This is a genomic window from Ruminococcus sp., from assembly GCF_019417665.1.
Classification (GTDB): domain Bacteria; phylum Bacillota; class Clostridia; order Oscillospirales; family Ruminococcaceae; genus Ruminococcus_C.
The window spans coordinates 43796-61033 of sequence record NZ_DXUU01000012.1 but is presented as its reverse complement, the minus strand read 5'-3'; the positions used below and the strand labels follow the sequence as shown (position 1 = coordinate 61033).

13 protein-coding genes are annotated in these 17238 nt (G+C 47.6%); 9 read left to right on the top strand and 4 right to left on the bottom strand.

Annotation, left to right across the window (positions count from 1 at the left end; translation table 11 throughout):
- Window positions 1-260 precede the first annotated feature (260 nt).
- The 6 genes from nth (at window position 261) to QZ375_RS05005 (ending at window position 7288) form a co-directional block, all read left to right on the top strand.
- Window positions 261-896, top strand: a complete 636-nt coding sequence (nth, locus tag QZ375_RS05030; RefSeq protein WP_295216187.1) for an endonuclease III — start codon at window positions 261-263, stop codon at window positions 894-896.
- Window positions 897-987: 91 nt separating this feature from the next.
- Window positions 988-3672, top strand: coding sequence for a preprotein translocase subunit SecA (gene secA / locus QZ375_RS05025; protein WP_295216184.1), 2685 nt, complete (start codon window positions 988-990; stop codon window positions 3670-3672).
- Window positions 3673-3801: 129 nt separating this feature from the next.
- Entirely contained in the window at window positions 3802-4560 is a 759-nt protein-coding gene (locus QZ375_RS05020; protein ID WP_295216181.1) for a class I SAM-dependent methyltransferase, read from the top strand.
- 273 nt (window positions 4561-4833) lie between these two features.
- Window positions 4834-5706, top strand: coding sequence for an Hsp33 family molecular chaperone HslO (gene hslO / locus QZ375_RS05015; RefSeq protein WP_295216178.1), 873 nt, complete (start codon window positions 4834-4836; stop codon window positions 5704-5706).
- Between the two features lie 53 nt (window positions 5707-5759).
- Window positions 5760-6239 (top strand): VanZ family protein, encoded by a 480-nt coding sequence (locus QZ375_RS05010; protein ID WP_295216173.1) that lies wholly within the window; start codon window positions 5760-5762, stop codon window positions 6237-6239.
- Between the two features lie 173 nt (window positions 6240-6412).
- Window positions 6413-7288 carry an AraC family transcriptional regulator gene (locus QZ375_RS05005; protein ID WP_295216171.1) on the top strand — a complete coding sequence of 292 codons (876 nt, stop codon included), beginning with the start codon at window positions 6413-6415 and terminating at the stop codon, window positions 7286-7288.
- A gap of 140 nt (window positions 7289-7428) precedes the next feature.
- On the opposite strand, the gene QZ375_RS05000 is transcribed toward QZ375_RS05005, so the two are convergent.
- A complete protein-coding gene (locus QZ375_RS05000; RefSeq protein WP_295216168.1) occupies window positions 7429-10251 on the bottom strand; it encodes a glycosyl hydrolase in 2823 nt (940 codons plus the stop codon).
- A 282-nt stretch (window positions 10252-10533) separates the two neighbouring features.
- Between QZ375_RS05000 and QZ375_RS04995 the strand changes: the two genes are divergently transcribed.
- On the top strand, window positions 10534-11139 hold the full coding sequence (locus QZ375_RS04995) for a phosphatase PAP2 family protein (RefSeq protein ID WP_295216165.1): 606 nt from the start codon (window positions 10534-10536) through the stop codon (window positions 11137-11139).
- Window positions 11140-11211: 72 nt separating this feature from the next.
- Here QZ375_RS04995 and QZ375_RS04990 read toward each other — a convergent pair whose 3' ends face one another.
- From QZ375_RS04990 to QZ375_RS04980, 3 genes are all read right to left on the bottom strand, one after another.
- The gene (locus tag QZ375_RS04990) at window positions 11212-13155 is read right to left on the bottom strand and encodes an NAD(+) synthase (RefSeq protein ID WP_295216194.1); all 1944 of its coding nucleotides are present in this window, start codon (window positions 13153-13155) and stop codon (window positions 11212-11214) included.
- Between the two features lie 543 nt (window positions 13156-13698).
- Window positions 13699-14436: an N-acetylmuramoyl-L-alanine amidase gene (locus QZ375_RS04985; RefSeq protein WP_295216162.1), complete on the bottom strand. Its 738-nt coding sequence runs from the start codon at window positions 14434-14436 to the stop codon at window positions 13699-13701.
- A 194-nt stretch (window positions 14437-14630) separates the two neighbouring features.
- On the bottom strand, window positions 14631-15560 hold the full coding sequence (locus tag QZ375_RS04980) for a S1 RNA-binding domain-containing protein (protein ID WP_295216158.1): 930 nt from the start codon (window positions 15558-15560) through the stop codon (window positions 14631-14633).
- 354 nt (window positions 15561-15914) lie between these two features.
- Between QZ375_RS04980 and QZ375_RS04975 the strand changes: the two genes are divergently transcribed.
- A complete protein-coding gene (locus QZ375_RS04975) occupies window positions 15915-16109 on the top strand; it encodes a DUF951 domain-containing protein (RefSeq protein WP_295216155.1) in 195 nt (64 codons plus the stop codon).
- 50 nt (window positions 16110-16159) lie between these two features.
- Complete coding sequence (prfA, locus tag QZ375_RS04970; RefSeq protein WP_295216152.1) at window positions 16160-17236, top strand: peptide chain release factor 1; 1077 nt, start codon at window positions 16160-16162, stop codon at window positions 17234-17236.
- Window positions 17237-17238: the final 2 nt, after the last annotated feature.

Below are 17238 nucleotides of genomic sequence, written 5' to 3'. Positions count from 1 at the left end.
AATGATTGGTGCGGTTTTTTTCAACTATCGCTTTTATTCAGCGTGTCCCTAGAATCACACAAAACAGAATAACGAGAAATTAGTCACCTGAATTTTATGCCGAAATCATTTCAAACGAAGAATCTGAAAGAGTATATAAATCAAAAAAATACTCAGGGAATATTATTTTTCCAAAATGAGCATATGGCTAACTTCTAATTTATTGCAGAAGAATGCAGTTTTAGAAAAATGGAATCTATTTAGAAAGGAACGAATCCAACATGACCAAAAAAGAACGTGCGCTCCGTGCCTGCGAGACTCTGGAGCAGGTCTATCCCGAAGCAACCTGTGCTTTGAAATACGAAAAACCATACGAGCTGCTCATTGCTGTCCGGCTGTCTGCCCAGTGCACCGATGCCCGGGTGAATCTTGTGACCCCAAAGCTGTTCGCTGCTTATCCCACCCTGGAGGACTTTGCAGCAGCGGATATTGCCGATCTGGAGGAGATCGTGCGTCCCTGCGGCTTTTATCACATGAAAGCCAAAAGCATCAAGGAAATGGCAGGACAGCTGCTGGAGAATTTTAACGGCGTTGTTCCGGATACCATGGAGGAACTGCTCACTCTGTCCGGCGTGGGACGCAAGACGGCAAATCTCATTCTGGGGGATGTTTATGGAAAGCCGGCAATTGTGGCAGATACTCACTTTATCCGTATTACCGGCAGATTGGGACTGACCAAGAGCAAGGATCCGGTACAGGTGGAGCGGGATTTAAGACCTCTCGTGCCGCCGGAACGCTCCTCAGATTTCTGCCATCGTATCGTTTGGTTCGGACGGGATACCTGTCGTGCCCGGAAACCACAGTGCAAGGGCTGCCCTATGGCAGAATTTTGTCCTTCCTGCGAAGAAAAAGTGTAAATTTGTGTAGAACCTATCAAATCCTATTGACAAAATGTCACGATCGTGATATACTAATAACTGTATAATTTGAATAAAAGGCGGTAAATTCATGGGCATTTTTAGTAAAGTATTCGGTTCCTACAGCACCCGCGAGCTTGCACGTATTGAACCGTTAAAAAACAAAGTAATGGATCTGGAAGAAGAATATAAGGCACTTTCGGATGCAGAACTGAAAGAAAAAACCAACGAATTCCGGGAGCGTCTGGAGGACGGTGAGTCCTTGGAAAGCATGGAGGCAGAAGCACTGGCAACCGTACGTGAAGCGGCTGATCGTGTTTTGGGCAAGCGTCCGTTCCCGGTGCAGATCATTGGTGCTATTGTACTCCATCAGGGCCGTATTGCCGAAATGAAAACTGGTGAAGGTAAAACTCTGGTTGCCTGCGTGGCTGCTTATCTGAATGCACTGCCGGGTAAGGGCGTTCATGTAGTTACAGTCAACGACTATCTGGCAAAAACGCAGTCTGATGAAATGGGCAAGGTGCTGCGGTTTCTGGGGCTGACAGTTGGCTGTATTCTTCATGGTCTGAATAACGACCAGCGCCGTGCCGCCTATAACTGTGACGTTACATACGGCACCAATAACGAATTGGGCTTTGACTATCTGCGTGATAACATGGTTATCTATAAGAAGGACAAGGTACAGCGGGAGCACAATTTCGCTATTGTGGACGAGGTGGACTCTATCCTTATTGACGAAGCGAGAACACCGCTGATCATTTCTGGTAAGGGTGATAAGTCTACCGCATTGTACGGTGTTGTGGACAAGTTTGCCAAGACCTTGACTCCGGCAACTGTCGTAGAAATGGACGACAAGCAGGATCAGGAAGAGATAAATGAAAACGCTGATTACATCGTGGATGAAAAGGCAAAAACTGCAACGATCACACGCCGTGGCGTCAAGAAGGCGGAGGAATACTTTGCAGTAGAGAATCTTATGGATCCAGACAACATGACACTGCTCCACCACGTCAACCAGGCGCTGAAAGCAAACGGTGTTATGCGCAAAGATATTGATTACATCGTAGAAGACGGCGAAGTCATCATTATTGACGAATTTACTGGCCGTAAGATGTTGGGACGCCGCTTCAATGACGGCCTGCACCAGGCAATCGAAGCCAAGGAAGATGTGAAGGTGGCTCAGGAGTCCAAGACCCTGGCAACGATTACCTTCCAGAACTACTTCCGTCTGTACAACAAGCTGTCCGGTATGACCGGTACCGCAATGACAGAGGAAGACGAATTCCGTGAGATCTATAAGTTGGATGTTATTGCCGTGCCGACGAACCGCCCGGTACAGCGTATTGACCATACAGACCTGATTTATCGTACTGAAAAGGGGAAATATAAGGCAATCATTGAGCAGATCTCGGAGTGCCACGAAAAGGGACAGCCGGTTCTGGTAGGTACGATTTCCATTGAAAAGTCAGAATTGCTCTCCTCCATGCTGAAACGTAAGGGCATCAAGCATGAAGTCCTCAATGCAAAGTATCACGCAAAGGAAGCAGAGATTGTTGCACAGGCAGGTAAGTTGGGTGCAGTTACCATTGCAACCAATATGGCAGGCCGTGGTACTGATATTATGCTGGGCGGTAATGCGGAATTTCTGGCAAAGGCAGAAATGCGTAAGCGTGACTACCCAGAAGAGATCATTACAGAAGCCATTGGTTTTGCCGATACAGATGATCAGGAGATCCTGGATGCCAGAGCTGTATATCAGGAACTGTATAAGAAGTTCAGCGAAGAGGTCAAGGAAAAGGCAGTTGCTGTAAAGGAAGCCGGCGGTCTGTATATTTTAGGTACAGAACGTCACGAATCTCGCCGTATTGATAATCAGCTGCGTGGTCGTTCCGGTCGTCAGGGCGATGAGGGTGAAAGCCGTTTCTTCCTGTCTGTTGAAGATGATCTGATGCGTATTTTTGCTGGTGATCGTTTGGAAAATATGATGCGTACGCTGAATGTGGACGAAGATACGCCCATTGAGAGTAAGGCACTCACGAAGATTATTGAGTCCTCTCAGCGTAAGGTAGAGGGACGGAACTTCAATATCCGTAAGAATGTCCTGAACTATGACGATGTTATGAATACCCAGCGTGAGATCATCTACAAACAGCGTGCACAGGTTCTGGATGGTGAGGATATTCACGACAGCATCATTAAGATGATGGAAGAACTGGTAGACGGAACTGTAAAGCAGTATATCAATGAAGAGGAAACAGATCACAATCAGTGGAATCTCATTGGTCTCCGGGATCACTTCTTGGGCTGGATCACAGAAGAAGGCGATTTGGAATATGATGATCAAGATCTGGCTGCATTGACTGCAAATGATATTATAGAAGCGCTGACTGAAAAGGCAAAGGAACTCTATCAGACGAAGGAAGACGAGTACGGCGACGAGATCATGCGTGAGCTGGAACGTGTGGTTCTGCTGAAGGTTGTAGATACCAAGTGGATGGCGCACATCGACGATATGAACGAACTGAAGAAGGGTATTGGTCTGCGTGCATACGGTCAGCAGAATCCGGTTGTCGAATATCGTTATGAGGGCTTCGAAATGTTTGATGCAATGGTAGACTCTATCCGTGAAGATACCATCCGTATGCTTTTGACAGTGAAACTGCAAAAGAATCAGGCACCGGAGCGGGAACAGGTTTCCAAGCCAGATGCACCCAATGCAGGTGCAGATGACGGCAGCTTCGGCGGTCAGCGACGCAATCCGAATAAAAAACGCTGAGGAACTTAGAAGCTGTCTTCACAAGAAAAGACGTTTTCAAATTCTTGTGAAGACAGCTTCTTAAACTGTATGAAAAAAGAACAGGGGACACGGCTTTCGCTGTGCTCCCCTGTTTTGGATGGAGGACTTATGGAAGGAACAGGGTATGAGACGTTTTCCTTTTATTACGACACTCTGACGGGAAATGTAGACTATCCGGCACGTGCAGTATATCTGAACGCTCTGATTCGGGAAAACCTCCGATCAAAGGGAAATGTTATGCTGGATCTGGCATGCGGCACGGGCACAATGACAGAAGAAATGGCAAAGTGCGGTTATGACATGATTGGCGTGGATTATTCCGCCGGAATGCTGAGCCAAGCCATGGAAAAGAAAATTGCTCAGGGACTGCCTATTCAATACGTGCAGCAGGATATGCGTGAGCTGGAACTATATGGCACAGTGGATGTGACCATCTGCACTCTGGACAGCTTGAACCATTTGCCGGATCTTTCTGATGTACAGAAGGTATTCCGGCGTGTGGCGGATGTCACAGAACCAGGCGGTTTGTTCGTGTTTGATATGAATACGTTGTATAAGCATCAGAAATTGCTGGGGAATCAGGTTTATATTTATGAAACAGACGAGGTATACTGCGTTTGGGAAAATACCCTGCGAGAGGACGGCTGCACTGTGGATATTATACTGGAATTGTTCCAGCTGTGCGAGGACGGACGCTATTGCCGTCAGGAGGAAACGCTGACAGAACGTGCCTATGCGCCGGAACAGGTGACAGCGGCTTTGCGGGAGGCTGGATTTTCTGTTATTGGTGTATATCATGCGGATACTATGGAACCCCTGCGGGATGACAGCGAGCGCATGGTAATTGCGGCTAGAAAGGAAGCATAGCGTGAAAAATACTATTTTGATGTTCAAGCAACACAAAAAGACCCACAATGTGAGCCAAATTTAAAATATTTCCACCTTTGGAATGCTTTTATAGGTCGGAACGAGCACCTGCACTTCAATTTCCGGTGGGTGGATGCACTTTTAATTGAAGCCGGGAGTTCCTTATTAATAATCAATTATATTATACAACATCATAAAAGAAAAAGCAAGTTTTTGTGGCAGCTTTTTCATTCCTATTTGTGCTGACGCCACAGCGGCAGAATGGAGATTAATATGGGAATTTTGAAACGTGTTATTGCAAAGGATGCCTCCGTTGTGGCATGTGCAGCGGATGCAACAGATATGATTTCGAAAATGGAACAAATCCATGAGACATCTGCGGTGGTGACAGCGGCACTGGGTCGATTGTCCATTGCGGCGAGCATGATGGGATATGGTCTGAAAAGCGAAAATGACAGCGTGACACTTCGTGTCAAAGGCGGTGGTCCGGTGGGAATGCTGGTTGCTGTGGCAGATAGTTATGGCAATGTCAAAGCGGATGTGGATCAGCCTATCGTAGAACTGCCTCTGAATGCTCAGGGCAAACTGGATGTGGGTGGCGCAGTTGGTATAGACGGTACTCTTTCTGTGGTGAAAGATCTGGGACTGAAGGAACCGTATGTGGGTATGGTGCCATTGGTCTCCGGGGAAATTGCTGAGGATGTGGCACAGTATTTCGCCACCAGTGAGCAGACGCCTACTGTCTGTGGATTGGGCGTGCTGGTGAATCCAGATCTGACGGTGAAAGTTGCAGGAGGATTTTTGATTCAGGTGCTGCCCTTTGCCAGTGATGCATGTATTGATACCATTGAACGGAATCTGAAAACCCTGCCGCCGGTGACAGCCATGATGGAACAGGGTATGACGACAGAACAGATCGCACTTCGGCTGCTGGATGGGTTGGAGCCTAATTTGCTGGACGAGGCAGAGGTGCACTATCAGTGTGATTGCAGTCGGGAACGGACAGAGCGTGTGCTGACTGCTCTGGGCAAGGAGGAACTAACAAAGCTTGCTGCGGAGGGCAAATCGGTAGATGTTAACTGCCATTTTTGTAAAAAGCAGTATACCTTTACGCCGGAAGAATTGCTTGCACTGTGCAATGAATAGTGTAAACAGATCTCTACAGAATAAAAAAATGTGGATTCAAAGGATGTGAAAAAATGCGCAATCAGAAAAAAGCCATTGTATTGCTGATTGTTATGGCTGCTTGGCTGATTCTTATGTGGAAGCTTTCCACAGCAAACGGTGCAGAAACTCTGCGTGATAGTATGCGTTTTGCCCGAAAAATCGGCTGCTGGATCTATGATGCTCCTACGGAGGCACAGCTAAACCACCTGAATCTGTTTTTGCGGAAAATGGCGCATGTCTTTCTCTATGCTGTTCTTGGCTGCATTTTTGCAATGTTTTGGCAATTGCTTCTGGAACGATATGCTATATGGAAACGGATACTTCCTCCGGCGCTATGCTGTACGGCGGTGGCATTTCTTGACGAACTGCAAAAAATTCCGATTGCAGGGAGACATTTTTCCTGTTCGGAATCTTTCCTGAATGCAGGAAGTGCTTTGGCAGTGATCCTGATTTTTTACTTCTGTGTTTGGGTTTGTACCAGAAATGAGCCAAAACAGAAAACTTCATTGTAATCCATCTGAGCATCGCAGGGAACAGGGTTCTGCGATGCTTTTTTTGTACATACATGACAAATTCTTGAAAGGAAATTCAAATTGAATTGTGAAAGTTTTTATAAAGTACTTGATTTACTGCCGGATTTTTGGTAATATAAAGGTATATTGTTTTTTGGAGATGTGATTGCAATATGGATACGCACGAATACATAGAGACTGTGGAAAATGCGTGGATGAAATCAGAACGAGTTATTTGCACGCCTTCTGGACTTGCTCGGGAAGCATTGTTTTACGTGCAGGAAATTGGAACTATGGCGTGCAGCCAGCCTCATCAGAACACCAGAGACTCGCTGGATACGTATTTGCTGGTATTGGTTCAAAAAGGGCAGGGGACGTTTACCGTTGCGAATGAAACGTATATTGTGCGGCAGGGAGATGCAGTATTTCTGGATTGTAATCAGCCTTATTCCCATTGCAGCAGCGCAGCAGACCCATGGCAATTTTTATGGATTCATTGGAATGGTTATGCCATGCCGGCATTGTATGAAGTGTTCCAGCAACGTAACTCATCTATGGTGCTTCCGAAGACGGCTGAAAATTTTCTGCCGCTGTTTCAACAGATCCGGGAAGCATCTGTGGAACAGTCTCCAAACTTTGAATTATATATTTCCCAGTATTTATCTCAGATGATGACGCAACTGCTAACAGCAAATGCAGCGGAATCCCATCGTGCTGTCAGTAATATGACGCAGAAGTGGGAGATGATTCATAGTTATTTGGAAGAGCATTTTGCGGATAAAATCACATTAGGAGAACTGAGTGAGATGTTTGGTATCAGCAAATATTATATGCTCCGGGGATTCAAGAAGAAATATGGCATTACTATTATACAATTTATCAACCAATGCCGTTTGAATTATGCGAAGAAACTGCTGCGCTTCACAGATTTACAGGTGGATGAAATTTCAGAAAAGTGCGGCCTCCAGGATTCCAGCTATTTCAATCGAATTTTTCGTACAATTGAGGGAAGCTCCGCCGGTTCCTATCGGAAAAAATGGCGCAATTAGACGGAATCAAATGGAATTAGTCATAATACACAAAAGGGAACTGTTCAGTGCAATAGTTCCTTTTTTATTTTAATGGAAAGAAGGCTGCTCCACATTGGAACAGCCTTCTTGAAAAAGGATCAACGATCTGTTTGCTTTGATTATTCCGTTACAGGAATCGTGTCCACCAGATGAACCAGGAACTTCAGAAGAGTAACGCTGTCATCGCCATTTACCTCGTTGTTTACATAGCAGTCTGCATTTGCAGCAGCCTGATCGGACAGTTTCACCTGGCCAGCCACAGCCTTGTTCAGCAGAACAGCGTCTGTAATATCTACTCTGCCATCTACATTGATGTCACCATACAGTGTCGGTGTTACATCGCCGCTGGTTTTGGTTGTTGTTGTAGTCTCATCGGAAGAAACTGTAGTGGTTTCAGTAGTGGTAGACTCTGTTGTGGTATCTGAATTATCGCTGTTGGGAAGCGGCAGATAAGCACCAGTCAAAACAACTTCAGAAGTAGCAACAGAATCGCCGCCGGGGTTATTCGCCCACCATACCTGAACCTGTGCGGTATTCTGTTCCAGTGCAGCGGCGCTGATGGCAGCGATCATGTCTGCATCTTCTACTTTGTCTGCGCCGTCATTGTAGGAAACTTCAAACGGTTTATCCAGTGTTACAGTGATTTTGCCGACCTGATCCATTTCCCACTTATAGGATACCCAGTAATCAGTGCCGTCTACTGTTGCAGAAATACCAATGCAGCCGTTTGCATAAGAGACGGAGGTGCCGGGTGAAGCGATAAAGTCTAGGATCACCGTATCGCCGATAGCTCTGTCAAATGTGATGTCGTAGTTGCTGCCATTCTCTGTGATTTCACCCGGAACAGTAGCAATCGGATCGGCAGTAGTTGCTGTTGTTGTTGTCGTTGAGGTTTCGATGTCAGAGGATGCTGTTGTATCCGATGTGTCGGACTTCGGCAGATAAGCACCGATCAGAACAACCTCGGAAGTTTTTAGAGAATTTTCATCGCTGTCGTTTGCCCACCATACCTGGATCTGTGCGGCGGTCTGCTCCTGTGCAGCTGCGCTGATCTTTGCGATCTGGTCTGCGTCCTCAACCTTGGCAGCTCCTGCGTTGTAAGAGATCTCAAACGGCTTATCTAATTTGAATGTGATATCGCCAGCGCCGTCAATTTCCCACTTGTAGGATACCCAATAGTCTGTGCCGTCTACATTGACAGAAATGCCAACACAGCCATTTGCATAAGCAACATTATCCGGGCAAGTGAAATCCAGAATCATTGTATCACCGATGGCTCTGTCAAAAGTTACATTATAGTTGCCGCCCTTGACTGCAATGCTGCCCGGATCGCCCTTGCTGGGATCTGGTGCAGGTGTGCTTGCAGTGGTAGTTGTTGTTCTGGATGTGCTTGAAGTTGTCACACGGCTTTGCGTTGTGCCAGACGGCTTAAATGCAGCATATGCTTCCTTGAATTCGTCCAGAGTGATTACCAGATCACTCTGATAAATTTCAGTTAGCGTATCCGGATTGTTGTAATTGGAGTCCATCAGGTGTTCGCCATACCAGGGCATGAAGTACAGCCAGTACGCACTTTCTTCTGTCATGTTTTGTACAGAAGGAATGGTGTCGTTCTCCATCATGGCGATCATTTTGGTATTGTCATACATTTTGATCAGACCATAGAATGTGGAAGAGATTGCACTCTCATTTGGCGATGTCGTGTGGGTAGACCAGTTAGTGGCATTATATTTGTCATATCCGATGATGTCAACATAATCAGCACCCGGATAGAACAGTGCAGAATCGTCACTGTAGGTGTAGCTGTTGAATTCCCAGATGAGGTTGTGCAGAGCATATTTATTTGTCAGCAGGTTGTACAGATACTGATATAGCTGTACGTAAACATCTGCGCCTTCTTTTGACCACCAGAACCATGCGCCGCTGCCGTCAGCACCGCCGTTACCCTCTGCTTCGTGGAACGGGCGGAACAGAAGCGGAACATCTGCATCTGCAACTTTTTTCAGTTCTGCTGCAAGATTATCTACAGCACGGAGGAAATATTCGTGTTCTTTTGTACCTTCAACCATGCAGTTTGCAGTAACAAAATCAGTCTTTTCAGAATAGGTTGTCTTGTCCCAAGCCAGTGTACCGCCTTCTGTGTAATCGCTCATGCTGGTAGGAACATTGATGTGCCAGCTTGCCGTTGCGATACCGCCGGAATCCTTTACCCAGCTGATGATACGGCTTGTAACACCGTCATCCCATGCATAAAGGGGACAGCTGTCGCTGAAGTCAAAGCCGCGGATTACGGGCTGTTCGCCAGTTTTTTCCTGGATGTAATTGAACTCATCCTCTCTGGAAGAACCATAATATTCCTGCTGACCGGAGATGACGTTTTTACCGTATACAGTGGAGAGATATTCCATGAGCTTTTGCGTTTCAGCGGTTGCTTCAGTATCACAGCAGGCTGTATCAGTTGCAATTACCTCCGGCAGCGTTGCTGCTTCCACACGGATATAATCGATGTTGACCCAGCCCCAATTGCATTCCACGCCGATTTCATTGTCGCCGGCAGTCAACTTTACGCTGCCGGTGTTTACCTCGGTCCATTCCCCCTCATCTGTTGTTGTACAACTGAAAGAACCGGAACTTGCACCGTTTACAGTAAGATATTCGATCTTGTCACCGTAGGGAGAGGAGTATCCTACGAAGATATCATACATGCCGGTGGTTTCGATGGGAATGGTTACGGTTGCCTTTTCACCGCCGTTTTCAAAGAAAACATAACTTCCGCTGGAAGCCGTTGCGTCTTCTTTGACGGTACCGGTGACAGTGCCGCTTTCAACTTCATATTTTGTGCCTTCTGCTGCGAAAGATGCCAATGAATTCATCATGACGCCATTCACAGTCATTGCGCCGGCAGTCAGAACTGTCAGCAGCTTTTGGGAGATTTTTCTCATAACATAATATCCTCCTCTAAGGAATAAATTTTGTACTTATTGTACCATATTTTTTTAGTTGTGTCAACACTTTTTTACGTTTGCCAGGAGAAATATACAATTTTTTGAGCGGAATTTACAATTTTAATACGACATGGAATTTTTTTGTATCGTTAAGTAGAAGAAAAATATGAATGAATCCTTGCATTTTCATTTTAGCTGTGGTATACTACTAATAAAGAAAACGAAAACAGGCATATTCGCCTGATCTGTATGGATCGGAACAGAAAGGGGACGGCAAGTATGCTGCACAATTTGCGAAACTGGGATCGTCAAGCGCTTTTGTGGCTCCAGGAACATTTCCGACGTGCCGGGTTGACGTTGGCCATGAAAATTGCTACATTTCTGGGAAACGGCGGTATCATCTGGCTGACAGCATGTGCCTGTCTGCTGTTTCGTCCGGAGACACGAAGAGCGTCTGTGACTGCACTGCTGTCACTGTTGTTTTCTATTTTTATCAATAATATCATGTTAAAGCACCTGGTGGCACGGGTACGTCCATTTGACCGTATTCAGGGTTTGACAGTGCTGATCCGGCGGCCGCAGGATTTTTCCTTTCCGTCCGGGCATACTTCCAGTTCCTTTGCGGTAGCAACTGTGTTTTTGAGTATGCTGCCCCTCTGGGTTGGTTTGGCAGCAATGACACTGGCGGTGTTGATCGCCTTTTCCAGACTCTATCTGGGAGCACACTATCCCTCCGATGTGGTATGCGGTGCTGTTCTGGGCGTGCTTTTCGGGCTTGCTGCATTGTATCTCATGCCGCTGCTGCTGAAAAGCTCGTGGCTGCCGGACTCGGTGCGTACCTGGTTTGATCTGGATGTCTTGAAGATGGCACGATTTTACAGTTAAAATTGAATTTTAAGTTATTCGATGATAAAAAAGCGCATAGACGGTGATGTTGATCCGTTCTATGCGCTTTTTTTATGCTTCCAGAGATTCCAGATCCTTCTGCCACAATGTTACGCAAGCATCGCTGGGCATACGCCAGTCGCCTCTGGGAGACAGGGTCACGCTGCCCACTTTGGGACCGTCTGGGAGACAGCTCCGCTTGAACTGCTGGGAGAAGAACCGCCAGTAGAATTTTTTCAGCCATTTCAGGATGGTGGTATCATCGTAGGTGCCTTTGAATGCAATCTGCGCCAGCCGGTAGATTTTGTGGGGCGCAAAGCCCAGACGCAGTACATAATACAGGAAAAAGTCATGGAGTGCATATGGTCCCACAATATCTTCGGTCTTCTGGGCAATGGTGCCATCCTGTTCCGGCGGCAGAAGCTCCGGGCTGACCGGGGTGTCCAGTACATCCCGCAGCACGGCAGAAAGGGTATCCTCTGTCTGGGACGCCTCATATGCTACCAGATACCGCACCAGGGTTTTGGGGATAGAGGCATTCACCGCATACATGCTCATATGATCGCCGTTGTACGTTGCCCAGCCCAGTGCCAGTTCGGACAGATCGCCTGTACCGATAACGATACCGCCAGTCTGGTTTGCCAGATCCATGAGCACCTGGGTGCGTTCCCGTGCCTGGGAATTTTCATAGGTCACATCGTGGACAGTTTCGTCATGTCCGATATCCGCAAAGTGCTGCCGGACACTGTCCTGGATGGTGATTTCCCGCAGCGTTGCGCCATATGCCTTTGCCAGACGGCAGGCGTTCTGATAGGTGCGGTCAGTCGTACCAAAGCAGGGCATGGTCACGGCGATCATGCCGGAGGAATCCAGTCCGCAGATACGGAAGGCGTGTACCATAACGATCAATGCCAGGGTGGAATCTAGTCCGCCGGACAGACCCACAACAGCGGTTTTACAGCCGATGTGCTTCAGGCGTGTGGCAAGTCCCGTTGCCTGTAGCATCAGAATTATTTCACAGCGCTGAGACAATTCTTGGTCGACCTTGGGGACAAAGGGGGATGGATCGATCCAGCGTGTCAGCTTGGTCTCTGTCAGGGGCATGGAAAAAGCGGTGGCAACAATATTTTCTTCCATTTGCGTCTGGAATGTGTTGGAACGGCGGCGTTCTCCGGCAAGCCGCTGGACATCCACATCGGCATAAAGAATCCCCTGAGTAAACAGCTGAGATTCTGCCAGAAGCGAGCCGTTTTCCAGGATCAGATTGTGTCCGGCAAAGACCATGTCTTGCGTGGATTCGCCGAAGCCGGCATCTGCATAGGCATAGGCGCACAGCAGACTGCCGGATTTCGCTTTGAGTATAGTACGGCGATAGTCCTCCTTGCCGATGATCTCGTCGCTGCATGATAGGTTTACGATTATGGTTGCTCCTGCCTTTGCCATATAGACGGAGGGCGTATCGCTGACCCAGACATCTTCACAGATTTCCACACCGAATACAAAATCCGGCAGTTCTGTGCAGGTGAAAAGCTGTTTTGCACCGAATTTCACCGTGCCGAATCCACGTGTGTCACGGATGCGAAGATAGGACTGGGGACAGTCCCAGGATGCATCCGGTCCGGCGGCAAAATGCCGCACTTCATAGAATTCGCTGTAATTGGGGATATTCTGCTTGGGTACCATGCCCAGAATGCCGCCTTCATAGCAGACGGCAGCACAGTTATACAGTCCGTTGCCGTGGACATAGGGAAGTCCCACAATGACAATGGCAGGCAGATCTTTTGTCTCCTGTAAAATTGTCAGCAGCGCATCCTGTGCCCCCTGGATCAGGGTACTTTGCTGAAACAGGTCACCGCAGGTGTATCCGGTAATGCAAAGTTCCGGGAATACAATGAGTTTTGCACCGGCTGAAGCAGCTTCCTTGGCGTGGACAATGATCTGCTGTGCATTATAGGTACAATCTGCCACCCGAAGCGGCGGCGTGACACAAGCAATTTTAATAAATCCGTCTTTCATGGACATACACACTCCCGTTCAATGGTTTTCTCTTATTATACCCGAAACAGGAGAAAAATGCAAGGCTGAGATCGTCTTGTTTACGCAAAGCAATTTTTCTTGACAGATTTTACAGCTTCTGGTATAATGAAAACAAGGGTACGCCAGAAACGGTATGGCGGTCTATTTCCAGCTCCCACTTATCTATTTCAGATAGATGGGAGGTGATGCGTTATGATGTGGAGTGTTGTTTCCGCGATTGTAAGCATTGTTTGTAATGTTGTTCGTGCGGTTCTCACATACTTAGCATACAAAAAGAAATAACCGCCCCTAGCTGACAACTAAAGCGGTTATTTCTTTAATCACTTAGTGGGAGCAGACCGTCTTACCGGCGTGCCCTTTCTTTATTTTTATTATACCCCATTTCAGCCCATTTGTCAAGAGACAGACCGGGCTTTTTATGCAATTTTGCAATTTATTCTTGCAAGACCACTTTGATGAGGGGTGAACATAGTTCTCCTGCAAATTGCCAGATAGGAACACACATTTGATAGGATCTGGATCTTAGATGACAATAAATTCACTGCTGGCATAGCCGATGATGCCCTGGTAGGAGACGACATCCCATCCGTTGGTGCGGCTGTAAACTGTTACGATGCCACCGTTGGGGATAGAGCCGATGATCTGTCCCTGTACGGACGGAAAGCTGCGGATATTCAGGCCGCTGCCGTCTGTGACGACCGTGCCCCGGAAGACAGGCCCGGCTTCGATGAGAGGGATGCCGAAATAGTCGCACAGAGACTGCACCAGATTGATGGCGATGGTGGTCAGATTGCTGCGGATCCAATTGGCATCTTCTTCGTTGTCGTGATAGCCGATCTCACAGAGAATTGCCGGTGCCTTTGTCTGGGTTACTTCGCCCAGGGTAGTGGTGGGACGTGATGTGACTTTATCTGGCAGAGGATAGATGCTCATAAAATTGTTAGCCGTAATGACCGCCAGTGTTTCGCTGTATTTGTCATAGGGAGAATAATAAATGTCAATGCCCCGGAGCTTTCCGGCGAGACTTTCTGGTGCAGCATTGCTGTGAAGCGCCAGATGCACGTCGAAATAGCCCGCATTGGAATCAGCAATAGCACCAGCGACATTCCGGTCGGGGTCATTCCGGACAAATGCAATACCGCTGGAACGCAGATATGGTTCCATGCGGTCTGCAATGAGATTCATATATTGTTCTTCGTTTCCGCCGCCTACGTATTCATTCCACTCCTGCGTGGACGGGCTCAAAAAAATCTTTGGCATTTCATTGACCTCTTTTCCATGGAAAGATTGGGAAGCGATCTGCTTCTCTTTCAATTTATGCAATGCAGCGGAAAATGGTGTGGTGGCATAAAAGGCTGCTGCAGGATCAGCAAGCGCATAGACGGCGGTTCAATGTTCCTGCCGCTTTTCCGCTTGACTGTTTGCAACAGCCTCTTTGTGCGGTATTGCCTTTATTATTGTTCTGTAAAAACAGTCTCGATGAGTCTGCCGGATTTCTCCGGGGTGTACTGCCAGCGATCGATATGGTCATCCTGGATGAAATATTGCATAGGCGCCGGGGGATCCGTATGGTCAAAGGCGTCGATGAGGATCAGCTTGACTTTCATTTTTTCTGGCAGAATGGCTTTGATATAGACGCTGGCGCACTGTCCGGCGGAAACACCCTCGTGCGGTTCTGCCAGTCCAGCGAGGTTGGGTGTCAGTTCCACAAAAACACCGTAGGATTCTACGGAACGAATGATGCCTGCGACTGTCTGCCCGGCGGAAAACTGTGCGGCATTTTCTTCCCATGTGCCCAGCAGCTCCCGGTGGGTCAGGTGAATACGGTTGGGTTCCACCTGGCGTACAATAGCACGAATGGATTGTCCCACGGTAAACCGATCTCTTGGATGTGCGATACGGGACACAGAGATCGTGTCAATGGGAAGGAGGGACGGAATACCGCAGCCGATATCCATAAATGCGCCAAAGCGTTCCAGATGTGTCACTCTCGCCGGAATAATGTCTCCCGGTCTGCACTGGGATAAATACTTCGCCCAGCATTCTTCCTGTACCGAACGGCGGGAGAGTATCGCAATGGGTTCGCCGGATTTGTCATTCTCGATACGCAGGATACGGAAGCAGACTGGTTTTCCAGCACGGGCAATCAGTGCGATATCCCTTGTCGTTCCTTCAGCAATGCCCATGGCGCCTTCTTCCCGTGGAATTCGTCCTTTCATACAAGGCAACTGCACCGTTAGATCATGGTTACTGTCACAAAGAATGGCTCTAGCTTCTAAAATGGTTCCGGCATACATGGCGTGTTCCATAGTGGCAACGCTATGTAATGCAGCCTGATTTTCGGCAGTGTGGAACCGGCTTCCTTCCGGTAAATAGTTGTTCATTTTGACCTCCCTGAAAATATATTGTCAACGAATTCATGAAGCCATGACTGTCGGCAGCATTCCTGGCGGCAGTCGGATTGGTTTAGTGTATGTTCAGACGGTATAGATTATGCAACAATAACCGGAAAGACACCGGTGGAATATATTGTATCATAAAAAAGAATAAAATGCAAAAAATATGAAAAAGTAGTTTTCTGTTTTATGTAACTTCACCGGATTTCTAGGTGCGCTTTTATTGTTTTTATACAAAGACAAAAAAATATTGTCCGAAGATATTGCCTTATTTAAAGAAATGGGGTATAATAAAATGTACTTATGTGATTCGAACGCAGTGCAGGCAAGGAGGGATCGGCAGTGGACGTGCGGCCAGCGGATATTTTGGTGATGAAAAAACCGCATCCCTGCGGCAGTAATACCATGTATGTGATCCGTGCAGGAATGGATTTCAAGCTTCGCTGCACCGGATGCGGCAGAGAATTTATGGTGCCGAGAAACAAGATCGAACGCCGGATCAAACAAATCCAGCGAGAAGCATCGGAAAACGGATAATAATCCCAAAAATATGTACGCAGGAAACGGAAGAAAGGCAGGAAAGCGGCATGCTCGAAAAGCTTCGGCAGATGGAAGAAAACTATCATCTCATGCAGGAAAAAATGATGGATCCGGATGTTGTGTCGGACAATCAGCAGTATGCGCAGCTGATGCGGGAATATAAGCATATGCAGCCCATCATGGAAAAGTATCATGCTTATCTGTGTGCGCAGAATAATTTTGATGAGGCAAAGGAACTGCTGGAGGCAGAGAACGATGCAGAGCTTTGTGAAATGGCACAGGCAGAACTGGAAAGCAGCAAGACGGAGATGGATACGCTTCAGGAGGAACTGAAGCGGCTTCTTTTGCCGAAAGACCCTGACGATGATCGGAACGTGGTTATTGAGATCCGTGGCGGCGCTGGAGGTGACGAGGCATCCCTGTTTGCAGCATCTTTATATCGGATGTATACCATGTATGCAGAGTCTCAGGGTTGGAAGCAGGAAGTGCTGAACGCCAACGAGACAGAACTGGGAGGCTATAAGGAAATCAGCTTTTCTATTGAGGGGGAAGGTGCCTATTCCCGGCTGAAATATGAGAGCGGCGTGCATCGGGTACAGCGTGTGCCTGAGACGGAATCTCAGGGACGCATCCATACCTCTACAGTGACAGTGGCTGTCCTGGTAGAGGCGGATGAGGTCGCTGTGGAGATCCAGCCGACCGACCTGCGGATCGATGTGTTCCGTGCAAGCGGTGCCGGCGGACAGCATATTAACAAGACGGAATCGGCGGTGCGAATCACCCATCTTCCCACAGGGCTTGTGGTGGAATGTCAGGACGAGAGAAGTCAGTATAAAAATAAGGATAAGGCAATGAAAATTCTTCGATCTCGTCTATATGAGCAAATGCTCCGGGAACAGAATGACAAAATTGCATCGGAACGAAAAATGCAGGTGGGTACCGGAGACCGCTCCGAGCGGATTCGTACCTATAATTTTCCCCAGGGACGCATGACAGATCATCGGATCGGTCTGACCTTGTATCGGCTGGAGGATATCATGAATGGAAATTTAGACGAAGTATTTGATGCTCTTGCCACAGAGGACGAACTGGAACGGCTGGCAGGGCAGCAGGAAGAGGCGTAATA

Bases quoted from the DNA above. Each gene is read 5' to 3' on its own strand.
- hslO (WP_295216178.1), top strand. From the start codon at position 4,834: ATGGGAATTTTGAAACGTGTTATTGCAAAGGATGCCTCCGTTGTGGCA.
- QZ375_RS05020 (WP_295216181.1), top strand. From the start codon at position 3,802: ATGGAAGGAACAGGGTATGAGACGTTTTCCTTTTATTACGACACTCTG.
- QZ375_RS05005 (WP_295216171.1), top strand. From the start codon at position 6,413: ATGGATACGCACGAATACATAGAGACTGTGGAAAATGCGTGGATGAAA.
- QZ375_RS05010 (WP_295216173.1), top strand. From the start codon at position 5,760: ATGCGCAATCAGAAAAAAGCCATTGTATTGCTGATTGTTATGGCTGCT.
- QZ375_RS04985 (WP_295216162.1), bottom strand. From the start codon at position 14,436: ATGCCAAAGATTTTTTTGAGCCCGTCCACGCAGGAGTGGAATGAATAC.
- nth (WP_295216187.1), top strand. From the start codon at position 261: ATGACCAAAAAAGAACGTGCGCTCCGTGCCTGCGAGACTCTGGAGCAG.
- secA (WP_295216184.1), top strand. From the start codon at position 988: ATGGGCATTTTTAGTAAAGTATTCGGTTCCTACAGCACCCGCGAGCTT.
- QZ375_RS04995 (WP_295216165.1), top strand. From the start codon at position 10,534: ATGCTGCACAATTTGCGAAACTGGGATCGTCAAGCGCTTTTGTGGCTC.
- QZ375_RS04980 (WP_295216158.1), bottom strand. From the start codon at position 15,560: ATGAACAACTATTTACCGGAAGGAAGCCGGTTCCACACTGCCGAAAAT.
- QZ375_RS05000 (WP_295216168.1), bottom strand. From the start codon at position 10,251: ATGAGAAAAATCTCCCAAAAGCTGCTGACAGTTCTGACTGCCGGCGCA.
- QZ375_RS04990 (WP_295216194.1), bottom strand. From the start codon at position 13,155: ATGAAAGACGGATTTATTAAAATTGCTTGTGTCACGCCGCCGCTTCGG.
- prfA (WP_295216152.1), top strand. From the start codon at position 16,160: ATGCTCGAAAAGCTTCGGCAGATGGAAGAAAACTATCATCTCATGCAG.